This window comes from Pseudomonas sp. B6001 (assembly GCF_013386015.1).
Taxonomy (GTDB): domain Bacteria; phylum Pseudomonadota; class Gammaproteobacteria; order Pseudomonadales; family Pseudomonadaceae; genus Aquipseudomonas.
In genome coordinates, this window is sequence record NZ_JACAOX010000014.1 from 104351 (window position 1) to 125693 (window position 21343).

Here is a 21343-nt window from a genome sequence, read left to right on the forward strand (position 1 = left end):
TTCAGCACTCTCCCTGGACTTCGCCAAACGGAATGTCCAGGCGTGCAAGGCGGTATAACAACGTGCGCCGGGCGAGGCCCAGTTCACGGGCGGTGCGGGTTCGATTGCCACGGTTCTTGCGCAGGCAGTCGATCAGCACTACCCGCTCGACTCGCTCCATGCGCTGGCGCAGCGTTGCGTCGACAGCGGGCGCGGACAGGGTTGATGGCAGCGATAAATGCGCAGGCAGGATCACCTCGTCGTCGCACAGCAGCACCGCCCGCTCCACCATGCATTTGAGCTCACGAACGTTGCCGGGAAAGTGGTGGCTGGACAGTTGATCCAGGGCCGCACTCGACCAGCCCACCGTGGCTCGCCCCAACAGTGCACAGGCCTTGTCGGCGAAATGCCGGGCCAGTTGCAGCACGTCCCCGTCCCGCTGGCGCAGCGCCGGCAACTCGATAGGAAACTGCGCCAGCCGGTAATAAAGGTCCTCGCGAAAGCTTCCTTCAGCCACCATGCTGGTGAGGTCCCGGTGGGTCGCCGCGACGATTCGCACGTCGACCTTGTGGGACGTGTTGGCACCCAACGGCCGAATCTCGCCCTCCTGCAGGACCCGCAACAACTTGGCCTGCAGTGAGAGCGGCATATCACCGATTTCGTCGAGCAGCAGCGTGCCGCCGTGGGCGGTGTCAAACAGGCCGGCATGGTCTCTTTCGGCCCCGGTGAACGCGCCTTTGCGGTAACCGAACAACTCACTTTCGAGCAAGCCTTCGGGAAACGCTGCGCAGTTTTGCACCACAAATGCCTTGCTGCTGCGCGGGCCGGCGGCATGAATGGCCCGGGCGACCACCTCTTTACCGGTGCCGGTCTCGCCCCGGAGCAGCACGGTGTAGGGGCTATGCACCACCTTGCCGATCAGGCGGCACGTCTCGTCCATGGCCGTGCTGTTTCCGATCAAGCCGTAGGCGCTGGTGCTGCGGGTGCTGCGAACCACCTTCAACGTACCGGGAGTCCGGCGCATTCGCCGCAACAGGGCCAACTGGCTCAAGACAAAACTGCCCAATTGGCCCAGGGACGCACCATAGCCAGCCAGCTCCGTCGCTCGCAGGCTGGCACACAACACCATCCCGGATACCTGCTTGCTCGGCCCCGGTAACGGCACGCACAGGAGTGATTGCCAGGACGCCGCGCCCGCAGGCAGAAACCCCGTGTCATACACACTGCTGCCTGCCTCGGTGAGGTTAAACACCCGGTTCTGTTGCAGCACGTACTGCAACAGTTGCTCGTTCCGCAAATCCGCGCCCGAGCTCACAACCGCCCCTGGCGGCGACAGGCCCGGCAAATACTGGGCAGCCAGTTCGAGGCGGCCGGTGGCCTGGTCGAGCAGGTACAACTGGCCAAGCTCGCAGCCGCTCAGTTGCGCGGCGCCTGCCGCAAAGTCATCGGCCAATGTCGATTCGTCACTATTGACGCCCAACCGGGTAAACCATCCCAACAAGGCAGCGGCGTAGTCCAGCGGGCTTGGCAACTGGGTAAACGGATTGTCCGCCATCAGCTGAACTCACAGATTACGGTGCCATTGGCATCCAGCCTGGCATGGGCGAACTGCAGGGACTTGCCAACGGCCATCGCATCCAGCAGGCGATCCACCACCTGCGGCAACAGGTTTTCCTCGATCCATTGGTCGACAAACCGCGCGCCACTCCCACTGTGGCTACAGTGCTCGGCCATGTGTGCGACAAGATCCCCTGCGTGAGTGAATGCGAGCTTGCGCTGAAGCAGACGCTGGCCCAGGCGCTGAAGTTTGTGTTCAATCAGTTGGTGCAGCACCGCGCCTGCCACCGGGTAATACGGCACGACTCGCATACGGGCCAGCAGCGCCGGCTTGAAATGAGCTGTCAGTACCGGCAGGATCGCGGCATGCAGTACTTCGACAGCCGGTCGTTGACCGTCGGCGCACAGCCCGGTGACAAGATCGCTGCCCAGGTTGGAAGTCATCAGGATCAGGGTATTGCGAAAGTCGATTTCACGTCCTTCTCCATCATTGGCTACCCCTTTGTCGAACACCTGGTAAAACAGGTTCAGCACATCCGGATCGGCCTTTTCCACCTCATCGAGCAGCACCACTGAATAGGGCTTTTGCCGCACCGCCTCAGTCAGCACCCCGCCCTCCCCGTAACCGACATAACCCGGTGGTGCGCCGATCAGCCGGGACAGTGAGTGTTTCTCCTGGTATTCAGACATGTTGATCGTGGTGACAAAGCGCTCGCCGCCATACAACAGGTCGGCCAGGGCGTGGGCTGTTTCAGTTTTGCCGACACCACTGGGGCCCACCAACAGAAATACCCCCACGGGGGCATCAGGCCTGTTCACGCCGGCCGCGACAGCCCGCAGGCAACGGTCCAGGACCTGCACGGCACCTTCCTGGCCGAGGATGCGACCACGCAGATCATCCGCAAAGTTCAGGACCTTCGCGCTGTGTTCGCGGGCAAGCTGCTCCAGGGGAATACCCGTCCAGGCGCTGATAACCTGTGCCACCAACCGTGGGCATACTTCGAAGCTGACCAATCGCTGTTCGTGCTGTATGGCCTGCAACGCCTGATGGTTCTGGGCCAGGAGCGGAGCGAGAGCCTCAGTGCTTTCGCCAAGGTTACCGGCGTCGGCCAGTTGCTGGCGCAGCGAGAGTACCTTCTCGGCCAGTTCGCGCTGGTAGGTCCAGCGTTGTTCAAGCTGGAACTGTGCAACTTCTACTTCATCCAGTCTCCGGGTGAGGTGCTGCAGCACCTGTTCATCGATGGCCAACCCCGCGTCGGCATCCCTGCGCACGGCACGTTGCTGGCGCGTGCCCTCGGCCAGTTCGGCGCGCAACTGCTGCAGTTCGTCCGGCGCCGTGACCAGGCTGATCCGCACCCGGGCACAAGCGGTGTCCAGCACGTCCACAGCCTTGTCCGGCAACTGGCAGCCGGCCAGGTAGCGGGCACTCAACTGCGCGGCGGCGACCACGGCGTCATCGCGCACGTAGACTCCGTGGCTGGCCTCATACACCGGGACCAACCCACGCAAAATCGTCACGGCATCGTCAACCGTCGGCTCGTGCACCTGCACCGGCTGAAAACGCCGCGCCAACGCCGGGTCTTTCTCGAAGTACTTCTTGTACTCCGACCAGGTCGTCGCGGCGATGGTACGCAACTCACCTCGTGCCAGCGCTGGCTTGAGCAGGTTGGCGGCATCGGAGCTGCCGGCCGAGCCGCCTGCGCCGACCAGGGTATGAGCCTCATCGATGAACAGGATGACCGGTTGCGGCGAGGCGTTGACCTCATCGATCAAGCCTTTGAGGCGGCGCTCGAACTCACCCTTGATACTGGCACCGGCTTGCAGCAGGCCCATGTCCAGGGTCAGCAGGCGCACCTTCCTGAGCACCTCTGGCACTTGCGCGCTGACGATCCGCAGGGCCAGGCCCTCGACTATCGCGGTTTTCCCGACACCCGCCTCGCCCACCAGAATGGGGTTGTTCTTGCGCCGCCGCGCGAGCGTATCGATCATTTGCCGGACTTCGTTATCGCGACAGAGCACGGGGTCGAGTTTCCCGTCCCGGGCCTGGCGAGTCAGGTCATGGGTAAAGCGCTCCAGCAAGGAACGCCCCGCCTCAGCTGGAGCCGCCTGCGCGTTTTCACTCAAGAGAAATCCGAGCACACGCGGTGCATCAAGCGTGCTCATCACCGCCTGGTAACGGCTGCCAGCGTGCTGCATCGGGTTGCGCAACAAGGCGAGCAGCAAGGCGCCATGGTCCACTTCCCGTCGGCCCAGCTCCAGATGGGCAACCAGCAACGCCTGCTGCAGCCATTGCACCAGGGCGGGCGAAAACACCGGATTGCGGGACGCGCTCTGGTCGACCCGAGGTTGCAGCACGGCCTGCAATTCCCCGGCATCCACGCCCGCATCCTGCAGCGCTCGCATAAGAACACCCTCGGGATGCTCCAGGAGCGTCAGCAGCAAGTCTTCCACCAGCACCTCGCCGCCGCCCCGGGTGACACAACGCTCGGCGCTGCGTTCCAGGTCGCGCCGTGTGGACGCCGTCAATGCCTGGATAAGTTGTTGCAGATCCACATTCATCATATCCATCAATCCCTAATGATTTTTACTGGCCAGGATGACCACGCCGTCTGCCCGCTCATGCCCCAGCCAACTGGTCCAGCCCAGGCGGCAGACGTTGTGCTCGCCAAGGTGCAACGGCCGGACCTCGCCCGCCGCCAACACCAGTCGCACGTCGTATTCCAAGGGGTCCCGGGCGGCAAAACGCACCAGCGCACACAGCGGCTCGTAACCCGCCCCGGTGGGCAAAAACTCGTGAAAACGCTGCCAGTCGAGTGCCAATACATGAACCCTGAACATGCCACTGCGGTCGATAAGGCACTCCCCCAGCACCAGGTCCGAACCCAACGAGCTATAGGCGCGACCAAGATCATTGCGCTGCTCCTGGTCGATCACTACCCTGCGCTCGACCCACTGCTCGATGACCAGCCGGTTGTGCTTGAAGTAATAACGCAGCACGGTCTCGATCAGCGCGGCGGAGTGCACGCGCAGGCTCAGCAGCCCCAGGTAGGGCAAAAGGCGTTTCCAGTTCAGTTGAGCCGCGCTGCGAATCGCGCTGCCACCCAGGCCCACCCATGCAAACATCTGCTCGGAAAAGGGATCGCGGGCGCCCGTTTGAAAACTCGCCTGATAACGATATTTTCGCCAGATCGGCACTATCAGCCGGTGCAGGCGATGGTGAAAAAGATCAAGAAATTCCCGCGTCGGATTACCGCCCGCTACCTCGGCAAAGGCTTGCTCGCCATAGAACGCCGGCAGCGGTGACCCTGTACCAAACAGGCCCAGCACATTGAGGCGAAGCCGTGCCCGCAAATGGCCGTGCTCGACAAAAAACTCCACACGATCAATGTCGTTGCCGGGAAAGCCAAAGCCTGGGTTGGCCTGGAACTCCAATTGATCGTAAAGCGCCTCATCGTCCAGCGAGGGATGCGCCTCGCGCAGGCGCTCGATAATCTGCGCAACCGCCTGAAACACCGAGTACTCGCGAATCACTCGGGACAGTGCGGTTAAAGCAGGGGTTGCTGACCCATCCGGGGTGGCCATAGGTACACGTCTCCTTGTGTGCTGATGACTCGCAGTTCGTGGTACGAGTTGAGGCTGGCGTAAAGCGCGAAGAACTCGTTGAGCACCGAGGCAAAGACGAACACGTCGCCCTCCCCCAGGTAGCCTTCAGGATCGATGGTGAGGTCAACCCGCAAGCCGCGAAATGGCAGGCCTCGGTGCAGCCGGTCTACGGGCTGGTGACTGATCGAACGGAGGGCGCCCAGCCTTCGCCTGCTGACCTTTTCCACCTGGCGGTCGTGATAACGCGGCAGGTCGTAGGTTTCGAGGATCACCCTCAAGGCGTTGATATCGGTCAATGACAGATAGTTGAGCGACATATTGCTGATCAGTCGCCACAGGAAGTCGCTGTCCAGGGGTGGCGCAAAGCTGGGGGTTGCCGCGGTGATGTTGCGAAACGAGAGAAACTCGGGCGTCTGTTCGCACGCCTGATTGATATCGCCCACCTGCAGCAGGCATGGCAGGTTGTGGTTGGTGCAGGTCAGTTCAATCGACAGGGTTTCCTGTTCATGCACTGGACACCGGTCGAAACTCAGCCAGGTATCCAGGCCGGCATGTTGCAGGGATGGCCGCTGGCGAACGCCATAGCTGGGCGCGGCGCTGCCAAAATCGTGCTCAAACGATTCGAACGGTACATATTCCTGGTACCCGAGGCCTCCCGGCCGCCATCCCGTGACCTTGTCGACGGAAAATACACCGCAGTTCCCCCTGGCGTATTCGCCAGGCAACAACAGGTATTCGTCCTGCTTGCCGTCCAGGCGAATCGGTACGCCGTCGTGCTTGAACAGATTGACGATGGGCGTGCAGTACAGCTTCACGTTGTCCAGGGTAGGCGCCATTCGCTCAATACAACGGCCACGCATGTCGAAGCGTAACGTCACGCCATGTACCTGCTTGAGTACGTCAATAGGCAACCTGCTCAGCGCGCCAAGGCCACTCACATCGACAAACAGGTATTTGTCGGGAAAGGCGAAGTACTCCTGCAAATGGCGATAGCCACGAAAGGTATTCAACGGATAAGGGATCAGTGCCTCATCCTCGGAAAAGCCCACAGGACTGATATCGTTGCTGGACAGACGCAATGAAACAGGCTCGCCGTCGGCGCCGATGACCGGCAGCCCGTCGCGCCCGAAAGGCTGCAACTCGAACCCGTCCAGGTGACGCAAAAGCCCCAGGTAAAGCGCCTGGCTGACGGGCTGCTCCCCCGCGAGATGCAAACGCAGGCAGTTCAGTTCCAGCTCACTGAAGTTGCCCTCGGCCGTCATCTCCAGACGCAGGCAGAGCAAAGCGCCCTCACCCTGTACCGAGTACTCCATGGCGGCCAGTTGCAGCGGCAAGACCTGCGTCGGGTAACAGGTACGAAAACGGCAGCGTTCACCGTCGATCGCAATGCTTTCCACCGGTGTATCCCGCTCGACCCTGATGGCCGGCCCTGTGCGCTTGAGCGGATCAAACTGCAGCATGCTGAACGACGGCAGCGGCCGCATATAGTTGGGCCACAGCAGATGCATCAACGAGTGACTCAACTCCGGCAATTGATCATCAAGCTTCTGCCGCAGGCGACCGGTGAGGAATGCAAAACCCTCAAGCAACCGTTCTACGTCCGGGTCCTGGCCAGCGTCCCCAAGAAACGGCGCGAGTGCCGGGTTGCGCTCGCAGAAGCGTCGCCCCAACTGTCGCAGTGCGCTCAGCTCGCCCTGGTAGTAGCGGTTAAACGACATCCGGTTTGACCTCGACCCGTGCGCCGTGAGCCAGGCTGGCGCAAAAGGCGACCGCTTGCGTCATGCCATTGACTTCCATGGCCCCCTCGATGGAAAAAGCCAGCACCATCGGGTCACGGTCCTGAGGCAATGCCTTGACACGGACATCCTTCAGACGGGGTTCGTAGGCCTGGATAAAGCGCTCAATCAGGAACCGAGCCTGGCTCAACGCGTCATGCAGGCTGAGGCGCATGTCATTCAGATCAGGTAACCCGTAATCAGGTAGCGTCTGGACACTGCCCGCACGGGTGCTGAGCATTTTCGCCAGATGACCCGCCACGGATTCCACGACGCAACCTTGCGGGCTGCGCCCCACGCCGGACTCCAGGCGCTCGAAAAGGCTGCGGTTTTGGGTAATCACGTGGCGGCGGCTCATTCTTTATCGAGCTTGCCGACGAGCGACAGAGTGAAGTCTGCCCCCATGTACTTGAAGTGCGGGCGAACGCTCAGGTTGACGCGATACCAGCCGGGCTCCCCGTCGACATCACTGACAACAATGCGCGCAGCCCGAAGCGGGCGCCGTCCACGCACTTCGGTGCTGGGGTTGTCCTGGTCGGCGACGTATTGGCGAATCCATTTGTTGAGTTCCAGCTCAAGGTCGGTGCGCTCCTTCCACGACCCCAGCTGTTCTCGCTGCAGGACCTTGAGATAGTGGGCCAGGCGATTGACGATCATCATGTACGGCAATTGGGTACCGAGCCGGTAATTCAGCTCGGCAGCCTTGCCTTCGGCACTGATTCCAAAAGACTTGGGTTTTTGCACCGAACTGGCGGAAAAGAACGCTGCATTGTCACTGCCCTTGCGCATGGTCAGGGCAATGAAGCCCTCTTGCGCCAGCTCGTATTCGCGTCGGTCGGATACCAGCACCTCGGTAGGAATCTTGGTTTCGATCTCGCCCATGCTGTGAAAGTGATGCAGCGGCAAGTCCTCCACTGCACCACCACTCTGCGGGCCGATAATGTTCGGGCACCAGCGATACCGGGCGAAACTGTCCGTCAAGCGGGTAGCAAAGGCATAGGCCGTATTACCCCACAGATAGTGTTCGTGGCTGCTGGCCACATGTTCCTGGTAGGCGAACGTCTTGACCGGGCAATCAACGGGATCGTACGGCGTACGCAATAGAAAGCGCGGTACGGTGAGGCCGATGTAGCGGGCATCTTCGCTCTGGCGAAAACTCTGCCATTTGGCAAACTGCGGCCCTTCAAAATGGTCCTTCAGGTCCTTGAGGTCAGGCAGGCCGGTAAAGCTCTCCAGGCCGAAGAAGCCAGGGCCGGCCGCCGCAATGAACGGTGCATGGGCCATGCAGGCCACGCTGGAAACATACTGCATCAGCCTGACATCGGGAGCACTGGGGGAAAGGAAATAATTGGCGATGATTGCCCCTACGGGCTGGCCGCCGAACTGACCGTATTCGGCACTGTAGATGTGCTTGTAGAGTCCGGACTGAGTCACCTCCGGTGAGTCCTCGAAGTCATCCAGCAGGTCCTGGCGGGAGACGCTGAGCAGTTCGATCTTGATGTTTTCACGAAAATTGGTGCGATCAACCAGCAACTGCAGGCCACGCCAGGAAGACTCCAGTGCCTGGAAGTCGGGATGGTGCAGGATTTCATCCATTTGCTGGCTGAGCCTTGCGTCAATCTCGGCAATCATCCGGTCAACCAGGCGCTTCTTGACCGGCTCGCCCTTGTTTTGCGGCTTGATCAGCTCCTCGATAAATGCCGAGACTCCGCGCTTTGCAATACTGTAGGCCTCGTCGTCGGCGCTGAGGCGGGTCTGGGCAATGATGTTGTCGAGAATGCTGTACTCATCCGTGATGGGCGCATGCGACGGGCTTTGGCTGGTAGTCATGGTGTCAGTGTCCTTTTAACTGAGAGAGTCATACGGCGGAGCTGTCCAGCCCCAATTCAGCCAATACCCGCTTGCGCGAATCGTCATCGGCGAGGGCATTTTCAATGGCCTTTCGAAAGCTCGGCGTGTTGCCCAGCGGCCCCTTGAGCGCCACAAGTGCATCGCGCAGGTCCATGAGCGTTTTCAGCTCGGGTATCTGCTCAACCAGCTGTGCAGGATTGAAGTCCTTCATCGAATTGATCCTGACCCGGATCGCCAACTCGTCAGGTTCGGCTGAATCCTGCAGCCGGTTGGGGACGCTCAAGGCCAGGCCCAAGGCCTGCTTGGCCAGCACCTCGTCGAGGCTGTTCTTGTCGATGCCGACGGGCTTGCGGTCTTCGAGCTTGCGCAGGTCTTCACGCTGGGTGAAGTCACCAAGCACCAGCAATTTCAACGGCAGCTCGACCTCTTCCTGCGCAGTGCCGACGGCGGGTTTGAACGTGATATTGATGCGTTCCCTGGGGGCTACCGAACCTTCTTTCGCCATGGTGTTTCTCCTTTTTCGGGGGGCTCGAAAGCCTATTCAAGTGCCGCTTCGAGATCGAAGTGGCACAGCCTGCGATGGACATCTTCCTTGCGCTCACGCACGGAATGGCTTTGGGGCAATACGTCACAGCAGCCATGCAAGAGCTGCAGCACTTCAACCGCCAGCTCGGGCTCCCAGCGCTGCAGGCCTGAGTGCTGCAGCTCGTGGTCCAGGTGATCGAGCTGGACTTTGGCCAGGTCATGCTTGCCTGCCAGCAAACACAACCTGGCCAGGCCAAGCCGCCAATGAAACCGGGCACGATCACCTGTTGCGGTTTGCATGCCCTGCTTGAGGGACCGCACAGCCACCTTGAACCCGTCCTTGCGCAGCACGGGCATGACGTCGTGCAACGCTTTGTCCCAAGGCGCAGCCGGGGCATCAGGTGCCGACCTGAGTGGAACCGGGGCTTGCAAATGGCGGGCAACCTGGGTGTTGATCCAGCCACGGGTGACGTCGTCGGCGAAGGGTGTTCCGTCGTGGAAGCGCAGCTGTGCAAGCCCCGGCAAACGCTGGAGCAACAGCGCGAAGTGCACTTCCAGCTCGGTCATGGCCAGGTCGGCCTGGAGTGCCTGCAGGCACTCCCACACCCGGTACAAGCCGTCGAACCAGAAAGGTGCTCCGGCCAGGCTGCCCTCAAGCTCCAGCAGCAGGTCGGTATGCTGCCCTTGGGCAAAGCGCTCCTGGTACCGCTTGAGCTTGTCGGGCGCCGGCCCGCGCAAAGGCGTTACCTGTTCGCTGTCACAGTCCGGAAGACTGGTGATCGTCAGCCAGGTCAACGTTCGGTTCAGACGCAGTGCGCGCAGGTCAGTGGCATTCTGGCGCTGCCACCAGGCCGACAAGGGCCGGGCATGTTCCTGCAGCGTGCGCAGCAGCTTGTGGGCGTCCTTTTCGTTTTCCACAATGGGCTCGGGCGCCATCAACTGAGTCGCGACCTGTCTGATATGGGCGATCACCCCTGTGCTAACGCCTGCTGGAGGTTCGCTTTCGGTGGACTGTTGCAATCGGTCCGACAGCTGCCTGCGAACCGGCAGTAACAGTGGCGCATCTTCGAGAAGGTGTTCGGTCCACAACTCGTCCAGCCGCGCCAGGTGTTCGAGCATGCAGTGGAACAAGGGCCGCTGATCCTTGAGCGAAACAGGTTGTGCAAGCACCTGCTCGAGGCGCGGGACCAGCCAGCCAAAGGCGGCACTGCGGGTACGCAGCTTGCCCGGATAAACGACCGCCCAATGATGCTCACAGAGGTAGCGCAGCAATCCGAGGCCTGCGAGTAGCCCGGGGAAGGACTCGCGCTGATGCAAGGCCCAGGTCAACCAGACAGCGACCCGCAAGTCCTTGGACTGGTGGCGTAACAGCGCCTCGCTTTTTTCCACGACCCATTGCCAGTCAGGCTGACTGTTTCCGTGAATGGAGTGCGCCTTGCCCAGTTCAGTTTCAAGCGCCTCATACTCGGTCGAAAAACGCATATCGGCCCCCGCATAACTCGTTTTCGAGTTGGGTGCCTGCGCAAGTTCGAGGTAATAATCGGAAAGCCTGTCTGAGTAAACCATTATGGGCCGCACTTTACTTTCCTGAGCATGTTCAGTGAACTAATGGCCATTCAAGCGCACATCAGGACATTGATTAAAGTTTGCCTTCCCTACGAGAAGAGCACGAACCTTATCCATGCAAAAAGCATTGTTCAAGCCACCAAATAGCAGTTAAGGAGTTTCCTACAAGAATAGAAAAATCGCCGACGCGCAAGAATTTGCGCAGCCAAGGCGCCAGGCATCATCATGAATGAGGTGAACTCTGCGAATAACACCGCCCATCAACATGAGCAACTAACTGCACACTCCTGCGCAAACAAATACAACTAAATCGAATTAAAACCTTTAATGCCGCTCAAAATAAAAACCGATAAAACCTTAACCCCCTGCTTTCATTGACGCTCGAACTTTCCGGCACGCTTCTTGATATCGAGCATTACCCGGCCGGCAAGTCCGTCGGCCGGGACGACCTCATTTATCAGGCAAGGAAAACCGTCATGCCAACACCCGCGTATCTATCCATCACCGGCACCAAGCAAGGCTTGATCACGGCAGGCACGTTCACCCAGGACTCGGTCGGCAACATTTACCAGGAAGGCCATGAAGACCAGATCCTGGTGGAAGCATTCCAGCATCAGGTGATCATTCCCCGTGACCCGCAATCCGGCCAGCCCACCGGCCAGCGTGTGCACAAGCCCCTGATGATCAGCAAGGTATTCGATAAATCGTCGCCATTGCTGTTCAGCGCATTGACCTCCGGGGAAATGGTCAAGTGCCGCCTTGAGTGGTACCGAACCTCTTCAGCCGGAACCCAGGAACACTACTTCACCATCGAGTTGGAAGACGCGATCCTGGTGGACATCCAGTCACGGATGCCCAATTGCCAGGACCCGAACAACGCACACTTCACGCACCTGGAGGATGTGTATTTCACTTACCGGAAAATCGTCTGGACCCATGAGGTCTCCGGTACCTCTGGCTCTGATGACTGGCGCAGCCCGGTAGCCGGCTAAGCAGCCACCGAAACAGAAACGGCATCGCCATGGACGGCACCGTTTCTGTCGGCCACTAGACCATCGCCAGCGGATGCTTGCGCTTCGGCGCCCCAAAAACCCGGTCAATCGCGTCCAGGTCGTGCTCATCCAGCACCAGCTTCGCCGCTGCGGCATTGAGCCGGACATGCTCTGGCGTAACAGCCTTGGGAATCGCGATCACCCCGTCCTGGCGCAACACCCAGGCCAGGGAAACCTGGGCGGGTGTGACCTCGTGGCGACGGGCAATTTGCTTGAGGGTCGGGCTGGCCAACAGCTCGCCACCCTGGGCGATGGGACAGTAGGCCATCAAGGGTAAATTGTGTTGCTGCCACCATGGCAGCAGGTCGAACTCGATGCCGCGCTCCTCGATGTTGTAGAGCACCTGATTGGTGGCACAGGCCGGGGAAGCCAGCTCCTGCAGGTCTGCCACATCAAAGTTGGACACACCCCAACGACCGATCTTGCCTGCCTCACGCAAGCGCTCGAAGGCTTCTACCGTTTCTTCAAGGGGGTATTGCCCACGCCAATGCAACAGATACAGATCAATGTAGTCGGTGCCCAGGCGCTGGAGACTGGCCTCACATGCACGTGGAATGCCCTTGTGGCTGGCATTGTGCGGGTACACCTTGCTGACCAGGAACACCTGGTCGCGCTTGCCGCGAATCGCCTCGCCGACGACTTCTTCGGCACCGCCTTCGCCATACATTTCAGCGGTATCGATCAGGGTCATGCCCTCATCGATACCCAGTTGCAACGCGGCCACTTCGGCGCTGCGCTTGCCGGGATCCTCGCCCATGCGCCAGGTCCCCTGGCCGATGACAGGGACGGGTACGCCGGCCAGCTCAATGGTGCGCATGACAACCTCCTGATGAATTTGCGAATTAACAGTGTGGCACCGACTGGACAAAAGGGTTCAATCGAAGGAAGGTGGCCCTTTCCATCCCAGCCATAGAAAGGGCATGCAATGCTGTTTGTGGTCATGTTGGGGGGTAAGCACCCCCGGGCGAAAATCGAAGTGCATGATGTGGTGTTCGCCGTCGCCGACACCCTGGAAGCCGCCTACCCGCAACTGCGCGAGGGCTGGTTTGGCAGCCAGAAAGGTATGCATATCGACTCCTGGATGACGGTGGATGGCGTTGACGGCTGGAAAGTCCAGCTCAGCCACCTGGCGCCGAACGCCGGGGCGCCGCGCCTGTACTTCATCAACCTGGGCGGGTATGAATCGAACGTCTTTGGCGAGGCACACCACTACCTGCTGGTGGTTGCGCGCACGGCCAGGGAGGCGGCAGCCCAAGGCAAACAGCAGATGCTCACGCACTGGACGCAATCCCACACCGACGGCGTACTGGATATCGACGACTGCCTGCCCATCGACCTGGTAGACGGGCGCTACATCCACCTGGAACCCGGCGTACACCGCCCGGTCGTCACGCGAAACGACTACATCGTACTGCCCTGACCGCCTCCTACCCGAACGGGGTATGGCGCCCCACCCGCCACCTGCCTGAAAGTGCAATCAGTCCCTCGGCCTGACAACAAGCACAACATCAAGGTGGGTTCGCCATGCATAAAGCCGTTATCGCCCTGTTCAGCGCTGTCTTGCTTGCATCAACGTCCGTCAGCCAGGCCGCTGACGACCCGGGCAACACCTTGCGCATCTACAACTGGGCCGATTACATCGGGGAACACACCCTCGCCGACTTCGAGAAAGCCACCGGCATCAAGGTGATCTACGACACCTACGATTCCTACGAGACCGTGCAGGGCAAGCTGCTGTCCGGGCGCTCGGGTTATGACCTGGTGGTGCTCAACGCGTCCCTGGTGCCGCTGCTGATCAAGGCCAAGGCCTTCCGGCCCCTCAACAAAGCGCTGCTGCCGGACTGGAACAACCTCGACCCGCAAGTGCTGAAAAGCCTGGAAACCCATGATCCGGGCGTGACCTATTCCGCGCCTTACACCTGGGGCAGCAATGGCGTGACCTACAACATCGACAAGATCAAGGAACGCATGCCGGATGCGCCCATCGGCTCACTGGCGATGATCTTCGATCCCAAGATCGTTTCGCGCTTCGCCGACTGTGGCATCACCTTCATGGACTCCCCTACCGACATGATCCCGCTGGCCCTGACCTACCTCGGCCTGGACCCCAACAGCGTGGCGCCCAAAGACCTCAAGGCCGCTCAGGACGTGCTGATGGCCGTGCGCCCGTACATCCGCAAATTCGACTCCAGCGGTTTTATCAACGGCCTGGCCAATGGCGAGTTGTGCATGGCCACCACCTGGTCCGGCGACTACGCCACGTCCCAGGCCCGGGCGGCGGAAGCCGGGGCCAAGGTCAACCTGGGTTACTTCATCCCAAGGGAAGGCTCGCTGATCTGGTTCGATAACTTCTACATCCCGGCCGACGCACCCCATGTGGCGAATGCCCACAAGTTCATCGAGTTCCTCCTGCAACCGCAAGTGATCGCCGGCGTAAGCAACACCATTCACTACGCCAACAGCAACCTGGCCTCCAAGCCCTTTGTAAATGCCGATATACGCGACAACCCGGCCATCTACCCGGACCCGGCGACGATGCAGCGCTTGTTCACCCAGAAAAGCCAGTCCCAAGCTGCCGTGCGCCTGATCACCCGTACCTGGAATGCCGTGAAGACCGGCAAGTGAAACCCAGCCATTGAAGGTAAACGCCATGACCCTGCCAAATCCTGACTTTTTCGCCCAGTTCGACCACGACCAACTGGACGCCGCCGACAAGGCCCATTACATGCACGGTTTTCATATGTTCGACGAACACCGTGAACAAGGCTCACTGAATATCGCGGCGGGTGACGGCGCCTACATCTACGACACCGCCGGCAACCGCTACCTGGATGCGGTCGGCGGCATGTGGTGTACGAATATCGGCCTGGGCCGCGAGGAAATGGCAGACGCCATCGCCAACCAGGTTCGCCAGCTGGCGTACTCCAACCCGTTCTGCGACATGGCCAACGTCACCGCTATCGAACTGTGCGCCAAGCTTGCCAGCCTGGCTCCCGGCGATCTTGATCATGTGTTCCTGACCACCGGCGGTTCCACGGCTGTCGATACCGCCTATCGTCTGGTGCAGTTCTATCAGAACAGTCGCGGCAAGCATGAGAAGAAACACATCATCTCGCGCTTCAGTGCGTATCACGGCTCGACGTTCCTCACGATGTCCATCGGCAACAAGGCCGCCGACCGCGCGCCGGAATTCGATTTCATGAGCGACTTGTTCCACCACATTTCGTGCCCCAACTACTACCGGGCGCCGCAGGGCATGAGCGAGGCGCAGTTCCTCGATTTCCTGGTGGATGAGTTCGAAGACAAGATCCTGACCATCGGCGCCGACAAAGTGGCCGCGTTCTTTGCCGAACCGATCATGGGCTCGGGCGGCGTGATCATTCCGCCCAAGGGTTACCACCGGCGCATGTGGGAAGTCTGCCAACGTTATGACCTGCTCTACGTGGCGGATGAAGTGGTGACGTCCTTCGGCCGGCTGGGAAAATTCTTTGCCTCCCAGGAAGTGTTCGACATGCAACCGGACATCATCACCACCGCCAAGGGCCTGACGTCCGGCTACCTGCCGTTGGGCGCGTGTATTTTCTCGGAGCGCATCTGGCAAGTGATCGGCGAGCCGGGCAAGGGCCGCTGCTTTACCCACGGGTTCACCTACAGCGGCCACCCGGTGAGTTGTGTGGCGGCGCTGAAGAACATCGAGATCATCGAGCGGGAAAACCTGCTGGCCCATGTCGAAGACGTCGGTGTGTACCTCGAACAGCGCCTGCAAACCCTGGCCAACCTGCCGCTGGTGGGCGATGTGCGCTGCCAGCGGCTGATGGCCTGCATTGAGTTCGTCGCCGACAAACACACCAAGGCGCTGCTGCCGGACGCGGTGAACATCGGCGAGAAGATCCACCTGCGGGCCCAGGCCAAAGGCTTGCTGGTACGGCCCATTGGCCACCTGAATGTGATGTCGCCGCCGCTGATCATCACCCATGCCCAGGTGGATCAAGTGGTGGAAATCCTGCGCCAGTGCATCCTCGACACCGCCGAAGAGCTGCGCCAGAGCGGCGAGTATCAAGGCCGATGAGCCTGGGCGCCCCGGTGCTTTTGCCGGGGCCCTCGCCGGCGGGTAGACTGGCCGGCATGAACGAGCATGCCGATCACTGCCCTGCCCCGTCCTTCCAGGTGCTTGACGCCTGGAATGGTGCGTTGGCCCACGCCTTCGCCAGCGTCGACGAAGCGTCATTCCTTGAACACCTGGCCTGCGCCCTCAGTGCGCTGACCCCTATCGAATCGATGATGATCAGCCTGGAGCGCCAGGGCCAGGCGCCACACTTGCTCTACCAGCAAGGCATCCCCCGGCCGCACTACGAAGAGATCATCAACCGTTACTTCTCCCGGGGCTACCTGCTGGACCCGTTCTGCCTCGCGGTAGACAAGGGCCTGGCCGAAGGTTTCTACCACCTGGCGCAGATCGCCCCGGACGATTTCTTCAACAGCGAGTACTACAAAACCTACTACCTGCGCAGCGGCGGCGCCCAGGAGAGCTACTACATCGTCGACCTGTGCCCCAACAGCAAGATTTCGTTGTGCATGTTCCAGGGGCTGAGTGCCGGCCAGTTCAGCGACGAACAACTGGCACTGCAACGAACCGCCCAACCCATCGTGCGCGAACTGCTGCGCCGCTTCGGCACCACGGGCGGGCTGTGCAAGGTGATCAGCGACGAGGCCTTCACCCAGACCCAGGTGCATCAGCAGATTGAAGCGGCGTTCATGCATTTTGGCAGCGGCGTATTGACCGTGCGCGAACGGGAAATCGCCCATCTGATATTGCGTGGGCACTCGGTGAAATCCACCGCGCAGGTGCTGGGCATTTCCCCGGAAACCGTGCGCATGCACCGCAAGCATTTGTATACCAAGCTTGAAATCAACTCCCAGGCGGAGCTGTTTGCGCTGTTTATCGATTGGCTGACCCACAGCGGCGTAATGGCCCGATCCTGACCGTCCAGGCAACCCAGGGGAACTTTGCCAGGAAATAACCACCTGAATCCGGTACGCTCAGCATTTTTACCCAAGGAGATACCCCTCATGGCCAAAGCCACCGCCCGTCACATCCTCGTTGCCACCGAAGACAAGTGCAACGAACTGAAAGCGCAAATCGAAGGCGGCGCCGACTTCGCCGAAGTTGCCAAAGCCAACTCGTCCTGCCCGTCCAGCCGTCAAGGCGGCGACCTGGGTTCGTTCGGCCCGGGCCAAATGGTCAAGGAATTCGACACCGTCGTATTCAGCGCCCCGGTCAACACCGTGCAAGGCCCAGTGAAAACCCAGTTCGGTTATCACCTGCTGGAAGTAACCAGCCGTCAGGACTGATCCAGTCCGCGCTAATGTTTAAAACAACGGCCCGCCCTTTGGTGGGCCGTTGTGCATCTGTGACAGTGTGATGACTGGCGAGGCGTACGTGCATAGCGTACAAATCCCTTTACCTCTTCACCCGGCGCCCAAGGCTGATAATGCGAGTCGCTTTTTCTACCCTGTTTTGCTCCACCCTGGCCCTGTTGCTGGCCAGCACCGCCGTGATCGCCGCGCCGCAATCGGCATTGACCGTGTACGGCGAGCCGGCCAAATACCAACCCGGCTTCACCCATTTCGACTACGCCAACCCCAATGCCCCCAAGGGCGGCAGCCTGCGGCGTTCGGCGATCGAAATCGGGCGCTACGACCATGTACTGCCTTATGGCGACAAAGGCATCGGGGTCAGCCAGGTCGACGGCTGGCTGTATTCGCCCCTGGCCCTGCGTTCGCTGGACGAACCCTATACGGTCTACGGCCTGGTGGCGGAAAAGATGGAGCGGTCAGACGACGGTCTGTCCCTGCGTTTCTACCTGAACCCCAAGGCGCGTTTCGCCGATGGCCAACCGATCACCGCCGAAGACGTGCGTTACTCCTTTGACCTGCTGATGACCCAGGGCAGCCTGCGCTACCGCACGCTGTTCGCCGACGTCAAACACGTCGAAGTCGAAGGCCCGCGCCAGGTGCGCTTCGATTTCGCAAGCAATGAAAACCGCACCCTGCCCCTGGATGTCGCGACCCTGCCGGTGTTCCCCGAGCATTGGTGGAAGACCCGCAACTTTGCCGACGGCGGCGGCTACGAGATTCCCCTCGGCAGCGGCCCCTACACCATCAGCAAGGTGGATGCCGGCAACACCATCACCTTCAAGCGTGACCCGAACTGGTGGGGCAAGGACCTGCCCATCAGCCGCGGCCTGTACAACTTCGATCACCTGAGCCTGGAATACTTCGGCGACACCGAAGTCGCGCGCCAGGTCCTGCGGGGCGGTGCCTATGACTTCAACCGCGAATTCTCTGCCACCGGCTACTCCATCGGCTACAACGGCCCGGCCCTCGATGATGGCCGCCTGCAACGCGCGCACCTGGCCAAGGAGGCACCGCAGCCGGCCCAGGGCTACGTGTTCAACGTGCAAAAACCGATGTTCAAGGACCGCCGCGTGCGCCAGGCCCTGGCCATGCTGTGGGACTTCGAGTGGGCCAACCGGCAGATGATGCGCAACATGTACATCCGTCAGCAAAGCTTCTTCTCCAACAGCCCGCTGGCGGCGACCCAACTGCCGGATGCCCAGGAACTGGCGATCCTGGAGCCTTTGCGCGGGCAGATTCCCGACGAAGTCTTCACCCAGGTGTTCAAGGCCCCCACCACTGACGGCACCGGGATGATCCGCGACAAGCAACTGCAAGCCCTGGCCCTGCTGGAACAGGCCGGCTGGAAGCCCGACGGTGACAAGCTGGTGAATGCCGAGGGCGAGCCGCTGGAGTTCACCTTCCTCAACGCCCAGAACGGTCTTGAGCGCCTGTTGTTGCCGTACAAGCGCAACCTGGCGCAGATCGGCATCACCCTCAACATCCGCCGCATTGACTCCTCGCAATACGTCAACCGCCTGATGGCCCGGGACTACGACATGATCGTCACCGGCTTCCCGGTTACCACCTCGCCGGGGATGGAGCTGTACAACTACTTCGGTTCGGCCGCCGCGTTTGATACCGGCGCCAACAACTACATGGTGCTGAAAGACCCGGCCGTCGACAGCCTGATCAACGGCCTGGTCAAGGCCGATACCCAGTCGCTGATGCTCAGTTACGCCCACGCCCTGGACCGCGTGCTGCAATGGAATTACCTGTGGATCCCCAACTACTACCCGCCGGGCACCTCCGCCGCGTGGTGGAACCGCTTCGGCCGCCCGGCCGTGGAAGCCAAGACCGATGAGGCCCTGGAAACCTGGTGGGAAATCAGCCCCACACCGCTCACTAACGAGCAGATGAAAGCCGAACTGACCAAACGCCCGGGAGCCCGCTGATGTTTGCCTATATCGTGCGGCGCTTGCTGCTGATCATTCCCACCCTGGTGATTATCCTGCTGGTGAATTTCGTTATCGTGCAGGCCGCGCCCGGCGGGCCGGTGGAACAGGCCATCGCCCACCTGCAAGGTATCGGCGGCGGTGGCGTCGGCGGCTCGTCTGCCGAAAGCCTCAGCAGCGGCTCCCGGGCCAGCCGTGGCCTGGACCCGAAACTGATCAAGGACATCGAAAAACAATACGGCTTCGACAAGCCCGCGCCGGAACGCCTGTGGCTGATGCTCAAGAGCTACGCCCAGCTGGACTTCGGCAACAGCTTCTTCCGTGGCAAAAGCGTGACCGACCTGATCCTCGAAAAGATGCCGGTGACCATTTCCCTCGGCCTGTGGGCCACCTTGATCACCTACCTGGTGTCGATCCCGCTGGGGATTCGCAAGGCGGTGCGCCATGGCAGCAGTTTTGATGTGTGGAGCAGCACCGCGATCGTGATTGGCTATGCGATGCCGGCGTTCCTGTTTGCGATGTTCCTGATCGTGGTGTTCGCCGGCGGCACTTCGTTGAACTGGTTCCCGGTGCGCGGGCTGGTCTCGGAAAACTTCGACCAGTTGAGCACCGTCGGCAAGATCGCCGATTACTTCTGGCACCTGGTACTGCCGGTCAGCGCCCTGGTGATCGGCGGCTTCGCCACCTTGACCATCCTCACGAAAAACTCGTTCCTCAATGAAATCACCCGCCAGTACGTGGTCACCGCCCGGGCCAAAGGCTTGAGTGAACGCCGGGTGCTTTACGGGCATGTGTTCCGCAACGCCATGCTGCTGGTGATCTCGGGGATTCCCCAGGCATTTATCGCGGTGTTCTTTGCCGGTTCGCTGCTGATCGAGGTGATCTTCTCCCTCGACGGCCTCGGTCGCATGAGCTACGAAGCTGCAGTTTCACGGGATTATCCGGTGGTGTTCGGTTCATTGTTTATCTTCACGCTGTTTGGCCTTTTGATAAAACTCATCGGTGACCTCTGCTACACCCTGGTGGACCCGCGTATCGACTTCGCCGCGAGGAACGCCTGATGCTCAAGCTCTCTCCCGTGGCCCGTCGGCGCTTTGAACGCTTCAAGAAAAACCGCCGCGGCTGGTGGTCGCTGTGGCTGTTTATCGGCCTGTTTATCCTGACCCTCGGCGGCGAGTTGATCGCCAATGACAAACCCCTGGTGCTCAGCTACCAGAACGAACTGTATTTCCCGGTGTTCAAGCGCTACACCGAGCAGGAGTTCGGCGGGCAACTGCCGTTCCAGGCGGATTACCGCAGTGATTACGTGCAGAACCTGATCAAGAAGGACGGCGGCTGGATGCTGTTCCCGCCAATCCCGTTCAGCGACGACACCCCCAACTATGAACTGACCCGCCCTGCCCCCAGCCCGCCTTCCAGCGTGAACTGGCTGGGCACCGATGACCAATCCCGCGACGTGCTGGCGCGGGTGATCTTCGGCGCCCGGGTGTCGATCCTGTTTGCCCTGGCCCTCACGGCCATCAGCGCCGCCATCGGCATCGCCGCCGGTGCCTTGCAGGGATATTACGGCGGCTGGGTCGACTTGCTCGGGCAACGAATATTGGAAGTGTGGTCCGGGCTGCCGGTGCTGTACCTGCTGATCATCCTGTCAGGCTTTGTCGAACCGAATTTCTGGTGGCTGCTGGGGATCATGGCACTGTTTTCCTGGCTGGCCCTGGTGGACGTGGTGCGCGCCGAGTTCCTGCGGGGGCGCAACCTGGAGTACGTCAAGGCCGCGCGGGCGTTGGGCCTGGGGGACGGCAAGATCATCCGCCGGCATATCCTGCCGAACGCGATGACCGCGACCCTGAGCTACCTGCCGTTCATTTTGACCGGGGCGATTTCTACCCTGAGCGCCCTGGATTTCCTCGGTTTCGGCATGCCCGCCGGCAGCGCGTCATTGGGTGAGCTGATCGCCCAGGGCAAGCAGAACCTGCAAGCGCCGTGGCTGGGGCTGACCGCGTTTTTCACCCTGGCGCTGATCCTGTCGTTGCTGGTGTTTATCGGCGAGGCGTTGCGTGACGCCTTCGACCCACGCTCATGA

18 protein-coding genes are annotated in these 21343 nt (G+C 60.8%); 9 read left to right on the top strand and 9 right to left on the bottom strand.

Annotated features, from left to right (window positions below):
- Position 1: 1 nt before the first annotated feature.
- Genes HX821_RS15660 through tssA form a run of 8 tightly spaced genes read right to left on the bottom strand, consistent with a single transcriptional unit; the run spans position 2 to position 10856 of the window.
- Positions 2-1534, bottom strand: a complete 1533-nt coding sequence (locus HX821_RS15660) for a sigma-54-dependent Fis family transcriptional regulator (RefSeq protein ID WP_177036009.1) — start codon at positions 1532-1534, stop codon at positions 2-4.
- The gene (gene tssH, locus HX821_RS15665) at positions 1534-4098 is read right to left on the bottom strand and encodes a type VI secretion system ATPase TssH (RefSeq protein WP_177036010.1); all 2565 of its coding nucleotides are present in this window, start codon (positions 4096-4098) and stop codon (positions 1534-1536) included. Before tssH ends, HX821_RS15660 begins: the two co-directional genes overlap by 1 nt.
- Before the next feature lie 12 nt (positions 4099-4110).
- On the bottom strand, positions 4111-5118 hold the full coding sequence (tssG, locus tag HX821_RS15670) for a type VI secretion system baseplate subunit TssG (RefSeq protein ID WP_177036011.1): 1008 nt from the start codon (positions 5116-5118) through the stop codon (positions 4111-4113).
- Positions 5082-6857: a type VI secretion system baseplate subunit TssF gene (tssF, locus tag HX821_RS15675; RefSeq protein WP_177036012.1), complete on the bottom strand. Its 1776-nt coding sequence runs from the start codon at positions 6855-6857 to the stop codon at positions 5082-5084. The genes tssG and tssF overlap by 37 nt, the downstream gene beginning before the upstream one ends.
- Positions 6847-7272: a type VI secretion system baseplate subunit TssE gene (gene tssE / locus HX821_RS15680; protein ID WP_102604773.1), complete on the bottom strand. Its 426-nt coding sequence runs from the start codon at positions 7270-7272 to the stop codon at positions 6847-6849. The genes tssF and tssE overlap by 11 nt, the downstream gene beginning before the upstream one ends.
- Positions 7269-8744, bottom strand: coding sequence for a type VI secretion system contractile sheath large subunit (tssC, locus tag HX821_RS15685; RefSeq protein WP_003208039.1), 1476 nt, complete (start codon positions 8742-8744; stop codon positions 7269-7271). The genes tssE and tssC overlap by 4 nt, the downstream gene beginning before the upstream one ends.
- Before the next feature lie 28 nt (positions 8745-8772).
- On the bottom strand, positions 8773-9270 hold the full coding sequence (gene tssB, locus HX821_RS15690) for a type VI secretion system contractile sheath small subunit (protein WP_177008256.1): 498 nt from the start codon (positions 9268-9270) through the stop codon (positions 8773-8775).
- Between the two features lie 32 nt (positions 9271-9302).
- Positions 9303-10856 (bottom strand): type VI secretion system protein TssA, encoded by a 1554-nt coding sequence (gene tssA / locus HX821_RS15695; RefSeq protein ID WP_177036013.1) that lies wholly within the window; start codon positions 10854-10856, stop codon positions 9303-9305.
- Positions 10857-11332: 476 nt separating this feature from the next.
- Here tssA and HX821_RS15700 point away from each other — a divergent pair, with 476 nt between their 5' ends.
- Positions 11333-11848 carry an Hcp family type VI secretion system effector gene (locus HX821_RS15700; RefSeq protein WP_003208034.1) on the top strand — a complete coding sequence of 172 codons (516 nt, stop codon included), beginning with the start codon at positions 11333-11335 and terminating at the stop codon, positions 11846-11848.
- A 55-nt stretch (positions 11849-11903) separates the two neighbouring features.
- Here HX821_RS15700 and HX821_RS15705 read toward each other — a convergent pair whose 3' ends face one another.
- The gene (locus HX821_RS15705; protein ID WP_177036014.1) at positions 11904-12725 is read right to left on the bottom strand and encodes an aldo/keto reductase; all 822 of its coding nucleotides are present in this window, start codon (positions 12723-12725) and stop codon (positions 11904-11906) included.
- A 108-nt stretch (positions 12726-12833) separates the two neighbouring features.
- On the opposite strand from HX821_RS15705, the gene HX821_RS15710 reads away from it, so the two are divergent.
- The 8 genes from HX821_RS15710 (at position 12834) to HX821_RS15745 (ending at position 21343) form a co-directional block, all read left to right on the top strand.
- Entirely contained in the window at positions 12834-13328 is a 495-nt protein-coding gene (locus tag HX821_RS15710) for a DUF1543 domain-containing protein (protein ID WP_177036015.1), read from the top strand.
- 104 nt (positions 13329-13432) lie between these two features.
- A complete protein-coding gene (locus HX821_RS15715; RefSeq protein WP_177036016.1) occupies positions 13433-14533 on the top strand; it encodes a polyamine ABC transporter substrate-binding protein in 1101 nt (366 codons plus the stop codon).
- Positions 14534-14558: 25 nt separating this feature from the next.
- A complete protein-coding gene (locus HX821_RS15720; RefSeq protein WP_003208028.1) occupies positions 14559-15977 on the top strand; it encodes an aminotransferase in 1419 nt (472 codons plus the stop codon).
- A 56-nt stretch (positions 15978-16033) separates the two neighbouring features.
- Complete coding sequence (locus tag HX821_RS15725) at positions 16034-16891, top strand: response regulator transcription factor (RefSeq protein WP_102370284.1); 858 nt, start codon at positions 16034-16036, stop codon at positions 16889-16891.
- 87 nt (positions 16892-16978) lie between these two features.
- Positions 16979-17260: a peptidylprolyl isomerase gene (locus HX821_RS15730; protein WP_003208024.1), complete on the top strand. Its 282-nt coding sequence runs from the start codon at positions 16979-16981 to the stop codon at positions 17258-17260.
- Positions 17261-17400: 140 nt separating this feature from the next.
- Entirely contained in the window at positions 17401-19260 is a 1860-nt protein-coding gene (locus HX821_RS15735; protein WP_003208022.1) for an extracellular solute-binding protein, read from the top strand.
- Positions 19260-20321 carry a microcin C ABC transporter permease YejB gene (locus tag HX821_RS15740; protein ID WP_003208021.1) on the top strand — a complete coding sequence of 354 codons (1062 nt, stop codon included), beginning with the start codon at positions 19260-19262 and terminating at the stop codon, positions 20319-20321. Before HX821_RS15735 ends, HX821_RS15740 begins: the two co-directional genes overlap by 1 nt.
- A complete protein-coding gene (locus HX821_RS15745; protein WP_177022751.1) occupies positions 20321-21343 on the top strand; it encodes an ABC transporter permease in 1023 nt (340 codons plus the stop codon). Before HX821_RS15740 ends, HX821_RS15745 begins: the two co-directional genes overlap by 1 nt.